The 5900-nt window shown below is 42.7% G+C and carries 6 protein-coding genes and 1 pseudogene; 4 read left to right on the forward strand and 3 right to left on the reverse strand.

Features of this window, described 5'->3' with window-relative positions; translation table 11 throughout:
- The 3 genes and pseudogenes from AC1DWN_RS25720 to AC1DWN_RS25730 form a co-directional block, all read left to right on the forward strand.
- Positions 1-253 (forward strand): annotated as a pseudogene (locus tag AC1DWN_RS25720) (extracellular solute-binding protein); the annotation flags it as partial.
- Between the two features lie 32 nt (positions 254-285).
- The gene (locus AC1DWN_RS25725; protein ID WP_477561739.1) at positions 286-2052 is read left to right on the forward strand and encodes a hypothetical protein; all 1767 of its coding nucleotides are present in this window, start codon (positions 286-288) and stop codon (positions 2050-2052) included.
- A 3-nt stretch (positions 2053-2055) separates the two neighbouring features.
- Complete coding sequence (locus tag AC1DWN_RS25730) at positions 2056-3081, forward strand: glycoside hydrolase family 88/105 protein (protein ID WP_477561740.1); 1026 nt, start codon at positions 2056-2058, stop codon at positions 3079-3081.
- Between the two features lie 147 nt (positions 3082-3228).
- Here AC1DWN_RS25730 and AC1DWN_RS25735 read toward each other — a convergent pair whose 3' ends face one another.
- Together AC1DWN_RS25735 and AC1DWN_RS25740 are read right to left on the reverse strand one after the other, a co-directional pair.
- Complete coding sequence (locus AC1DWN_RS25735) at positions 3229-3468, reverse strand: indolepyruvate ferredoxin oxidoreductase subunit alpha (protein ID WP_477561741.1); 240 nt, start codon at positions 3466-3468, stop codon at positions 3229-3231.
- A gap of 199 nt (positions 3469-3667) precedes the next feature.
- On the reverse strand, positions 3668-4282 hold the full coding sequence (locus AC1DWN_RS25740) for a superoxide dismutase (protein WP_477561742.1): 615 nt from the start codon (positions 4280-4282) through the stop codon (positions 3668-3670).
- 280 nt (positions 4283-4562) lie between these two features.
- On the opposite strand from AC1DWN_RS25740, the gene AC1DWN_RS25745 reads away from it, so the two are divergent.
- Positions 4563-5210 (forward strand): helix-turn-helix transcriptional regulator, encoded by a 648-nt coding sequence (locus AC1DWN_RS25745; protein ID WP_477561743.1) that lies wholly within the window; start codon positions 4563-4565, stop codon positions 5208-5210.
- A gap of 64 nt (positions 5211-5274) precedes the next feature.
- Here the strand turns inward: AC1DWN_RS25745 and AC1DWN_RS25750 are convergent.
- Positions 5275-5900, reverse strand: a 626-nt coding sequence (locus tag AC1DWN_RS25750; protein ID WP_477561744.1) for an NAD(P)/FAD-dependent oxidoreductase, incomplete at its 5' end; no start/stop codon positions are given.

Genomic DNA, 5900 nt, shown 5'->3' on the forward strand with positions numbered 1-5900 from the left:
GCATATGCCTACGCTTCCAGCTGATTTGTTAAAGATCAATAACGATTGGACTCAGCAAAGCAAGGATCTTATTGCCAAGAGCGTAGTTAGCGGAGGCAGCTATTCCGCTGATCAAGCGACAACCGATCTTAATAGCTTGAAGCAGAAGATTGGACAAAATCAAACGATTGAATGGTATGCGAAATGGTATGAGCAGAATAAAGAGAATGCGTTCCTAACTAATGACATTTATCAATTCCTTGCTAAAAAATAAACGATGACATTATGAAATAAGGTGAGATGGGAATGGAATACATTACACTGTCTGACGATGCAGAGTCTCTGGCAAACAAGGCCATAGATAGCCTCGAAGAAAGAAGCTCTTATTTGCTCGATAGGCTCATTCAAAAGGATATGTCCAAGGACCTTTATGGAGGTATGGCCATTGCGAACTTGAGTAAAGGCATTTTTGTGGAGGCGAGTAATCAGAGATTGCTAAGGACAGCGGAGTGGTTTGAGCATCCCCATCTTTATGGCCGTGATCCGCAAGGAGAATCCGATTTTACAGCTATCAAGCTTATACGCGCACTTTGCCAGTTTGAGTCTATTGGACTTTTGCAGGAGGCGACTATCAGATCCATACGAAGCTTCTATTTGAATCATGAGTTTGAAAGCAAATACAAGTCAGAGAATCATATGCTGCTTTTTCATACCTCACGGTATCTGGCCGCACAGAGGTATCCGCAAGAGAGTTTCAGTGCGTATGGAAAGACAGGAAGAGAGCTTCTGGAGGAGGAAAACAAATTTCTGCGGGAATATCTGGTTTTCCGCGCGAAGCGGGGATGGGCAGAGTTTGATTCCTCAAGCTATTTACCAGAGGTCGTGGAGTGTCTGCTGTGTCTCTATGATTTTGCCGACGATTCGGAACTGGTAAAGCTTGCAGAAATGATGCTAGATGTGCTGATGCTGGACATGGTTTGCGATAGCCTCGACGGTTTGTACGGCGGGGCTCATGGCCGCATCTATGCACCTGTTGCTTTGGATCATGCCCGAAGCGGTACCTTCCCTCTATACTATCTGTATTTCGGGCATGGTTATAGGGGAGAGATCTTAGGTCCCTGCCTCATTGCTGCCATTTGTTCGGGCTATCGGCCACATCAGCAGATTTATGAGATTGCTCTTGGACGAACGCAGCCCTATGTTCATCAAGAAAGCAAGCATTTACACTGCATAACCTACGAAACGCCTCACAAAAGGCTGCCGCAGGAGGATGGAAGCATCAACAAGTATTCCTATTACACGCCTCGGTATATCATAGGAGCCGTAAATTTCCAAGATCCATACCGTTTGGGCAGTGATGCGGGGTGGTATGCTCATCATCAGCAGCACCAATGGGATCTGAGTCTGGTGGAGAAAACAAACCTGAAGATATTCAGTCATCATCCCGGTCATCATGGCACGGAAGGAAGCGAACATGGATATTGGACGGGAGATTTGGGTTGCGGCTGCGGGCACTTTTTTGGTGAAAAAAATGTGGTGATGGCCATGTATCAGATTCCTGAGGAGCAAGCGCTGCATTGGATTCACGTCCATGTTCCGAGGAATGGCTTTGATGAGGTTGAGGAAGAAGGGAATTACCTTTTTTTGCGAAAGTCAGGGGTTTATATTTCCTTATATATGCACAATGGGTATGAATGGACGGAAGAAGGCGAATACGCTGGAATGGAAATCAGAAGTCATGGAAGGAGCAATGCGGTTATTTGCGAAGTGGGCGATGAAATGACCTTTCAGGATTTTGATTCGTTTCGCAAAGCGATTGTGCAGAACCGTGTGGTTTTTGAACCTGTAAGTTTGCAGTTATCATACTGTTCTTCCTCGAAGGTGGAACTATCGATGGACCCATCAAAGCGAACGTTAAACGGAGAAACGGTGATCTTTCCTTATCCTACCTATAACGGACCCTATATGTTTTCTGCTTTTAACAGTGGAATTATTAAAGTAAGGTCTAACGGGATCAAGGCTACTTACGATTATAACCAGATTAATGTCAAGCATGAGCAACAGGAGGTGTGAAAGGTGAATGGAATATTGGGAAAAGTAGCACGAACAACGATGCAGATGGATTTTAATGTGGACAAGAAAGGCGACTGGGACTGGGGCGCAGGCGTCGCTTTGTACGGATTGCGCAAGGTGTATGAGACCACCCGAAGCCAAGAGATTTATACTTTCATCAAAACGTTTATTGACTCCAACATGGCGCACAGCGAGCAGATTTCTTATAACATCAATACCACAGCACCGCTGCTTTCGGTTTTGCTGCTCTATCGTGAAACAGGAGAACCTCATTATCTTGATTTTGCCGAAAAGTTTGCCAGTTGGCTCATGCAGGATGCCCCGCGTTTAGCAAACGGGGCTCTTGAGCATACCGTCATTAACGATAGGTTTGCCGGAGAAATGTGGGTAGATACCGTATTTATGGCCGGCGTGTTCTTAACGGAGTTGGGACAGATCCAGAATCAAGTAGCTTATATCGAGGAAGGCCTACTTCAGGCAAAGCTTCATATTGAATCCCTTCAAACCGAGCAAAACGGATTGCTTTACCATGGATACAGCTTAGCGGGTGATCATTATCTCAGCGGTTGTCTCTGGGCCAGAGGAAACAGCTGGGTAACGATCAGCATACCGGAAATATTCGCATCCTTGAAGGGTTATGAGAAGGAAAGAGAATGGTTTTTTGCAAGAATCGAGCGGCAGGTCGAGGCACTGGCGGCTGTCCAACATGCAAACGGTATGTGGCCCACGATTCTAGATGATGCCTCCTCCTATGAGGAAACCTCTGCCACGGCGGGGTTTGTATATGGCATTTATAAAAGTGTGCAGATGGGGTATTTGGATGAGAAATACTTACTATGTGCGGAAAAAGGTTATAAGGCCGTACTTCGACGTATTACGGAAGAGGGTACAGTGCTTGGCGTATCTGAAGGAACGGGAATTCAAATCAGTGTACAGGCGTATAATTCTATTCCTCACGAGTTCATCATGCCTTGGGGGCAGGGAATARCGCTGTTGATGTTAGGCCAAGGGACGTATGAAGCACCCTAAATCATGATACGACACTCTCATCTACGCCCTCACTATTACCCTGATTAAAACACAAATGATCCACAAGTGGGGCACTTTTTTCAAAGTGTCCTTCGTGTGGATCACAGTTCATTGCTTAGAGACTCCTGTCGTTATGTAGGGATCTACTTATTGGTTACTATAGAACTGTACTGCTTTGTCTATATATTTCTTCCGTTCGTCTGTAAGATCATCTTCGTAATAAACGGCTCCGACTGGGCAAGCGGCTTCGCAAGCACCGCAATCAATGCAAATATCAGTATTAATAAAATATTGATCATCACCTTCTGCGATACAATCAACTGGGCAAACATCCACGCAATCCGCCATTTTCTCGTTAATACAAGCCTCAGTTATTACAAATCCCATTCATCCTCACCCTTTATATTATTTTTTTGAAAACTAACAGTTAGCTATTTATAGTCTATGATTTCGGCGCCAGAAAGATTAATCCTTTCTTTGTCCTAACATTTTTTTCCTCTTAATAAGCGATATGAAAATGAGGTGCATTTCTGCACCTCATAGCTAATTAGGTTAAGTTGTGCAGTGTTGTTGCGGTGATGCTTTTTTATTTTTTTGCATCGTCATAGCGTTTGGAGACGACATCCCATTGAACAATATGCCAGAACGCGTTGATATAATCAGGACGTTTATTTTGGTAGTTTAAATAATAAGCATGCTCCCATACGTCCAGCCCAAGAATAGGTGTTAAGTTATCCATGAGAGGGCTATCTTGGTTTGGAGTGCTGGAAACGACGAGCTTCCCGTTGTTATCGACGCTGAGCCATGCCCAGCCGCTGCCAAATCGAGTAGCTGCTGCTTTGTTGAATTGCTCTTTAAAGGATTCAAAGCCACCCAATTCCTGTTCGATAGCTTGAGCTAATTTACCTTCCGGTACACCTCCGCCGTTTGGCCCGATAGATTCCCAAAATAAACTGTGGTTTGCATGTCCGCCTCCGTTGTTTTGAACGGCAGCACGGATTTCAGCAGGAATTAGATTTAGATCTTGCAGTAAAGCTTCAAGGCTTTTGTTCTGAAGATCTGGGTAGTTTGCAAGAGCAGCGTTTAAGTTCGTTACATACGCGTTATGATGGCGGTCATGGTGAATCATCATCGTTTGTTCATCAATATGTGGTTCAAGGGCATTGTTCGCATAAGGTAAAGCCGGTAATTGATGTGTCATAATTGTATCCTCCTAAAAATAGATGTTTAAGTTCTAATTACATCTTATACCACTTCGTATACATAATCAACATAAATATATAATAAGTATGCAATATTAAATTTGAGCATTTATATCGTTGGGTTTGATTTATTAAATATAGTATATATAATAGTCTGTAAAGGACGGAATGTAATTTTGGGACAGAGGTAGAGACATAAATTTTAGAAAATGATATTATTGCAGTATTCAATAAGTGTTTGAGCGGTATAAATTGAAATATACTGGACGGTGATTATAAATGACAAATATAGATCAAGGACAGCTTTCAACGAGGGAATACATTCTTCAGCTCATTAAAACGAAAGGTGACCTAACGACAAAGGATCTCACCGAAGAGCTAGGAATAACGGTTATGGCAGTCAGACGCCATATTCAATCGTTAGAGAGGGATAATCTCATAGCATCAAGAACAATCAGGCAATCAATGGGTAGGCCAACAGCTGTTTATTATTTAACGGAGCATGCCGATGGTTTCTTTCCTAGAAAATATCAGACATTAACACTTGAGTTATTAGATGAGCTTACGGAAAACTTTGGAGAGTCGGCTTTGGAACAGCTCTTTGAAGGGCGAAAAAATAAAATGGTTAAGAAATACGATGCAAGCATGAAAGATAAAGACTTATCTGAGCGAGTCTCCACTTTGGCAGATATTCAGAATGACAATGGTTATATGGTCGAGGTAGAAAAGATAAATGAGGATGAGTTTTTATTAAAAGAGCATAATTGCCCAATAGAGCAAGTCGCTTCGAAATACAAACATGCTTGCCAGTGCGAATTGCAATTGTTTGAATCTGTACTTGGAGATGCAAAAGTAGAGCGAACAGAGTGTCTAGCCACGGGTGGACAGCGATGTACTTATTCTATAAAAAAGAGTAAAAAACAGTGAGACGTCTAAGACATCTCACTGTTTTTTTAATTTATAAGAATTTGCACGCTGCAGTCATTGGTTCTTATAACTTCATGTTACTGCTATGGCCAGGTGATAGCTTAGCCGTTGGATCTATATATACTTTGGCATTATTGATTGCAGTTGGAGCTTCTCCAAATCCGACAGCTATGAGTTTTAATTTCCCAGGGTAGCTTGTTATATCGCCAGCTGCAAAAATTCCCGGGATATTGGTCTCCATTCGGGTGTCGACAACAATGGATCCGTTCTGAATGTTTAATCCCCATTCTGAAATAGGCCCGAGTGAAGAGACAAAACCAAAGTTTACGATCAGAGCATCACATTCGATTTCCCGCGTCTCACCTGACTTATTAAATGTGATTGTAATTTTCTCAATTTGCTCATCACCGTGAAGCTCGGTGATTTCTGCAGGAGTTACTACATTAACCTTGGAATTCATAAGGTTTTCTACGCTATGCTCATGAGCGCGGAACTTGTCACGTCTATGAATGAGCGTTACTTCCTTAGCTATTGGCTCAAGCATAAGAGCCCAATCTACAGCAGAATCACCGCCGCCATTTATAATAACTCGTTTACCTGCGTATAAACTTAAATCATTTATAAAGTAATCAAGGTTTTTTTTCTCAAAACGGCCTGCTTCAGGAACCTCTAATCGGCGCGGTTCAAATG

It is taken from the genome of Paenibacillus sp. P4_A7, from assembly GCF_056402455.1.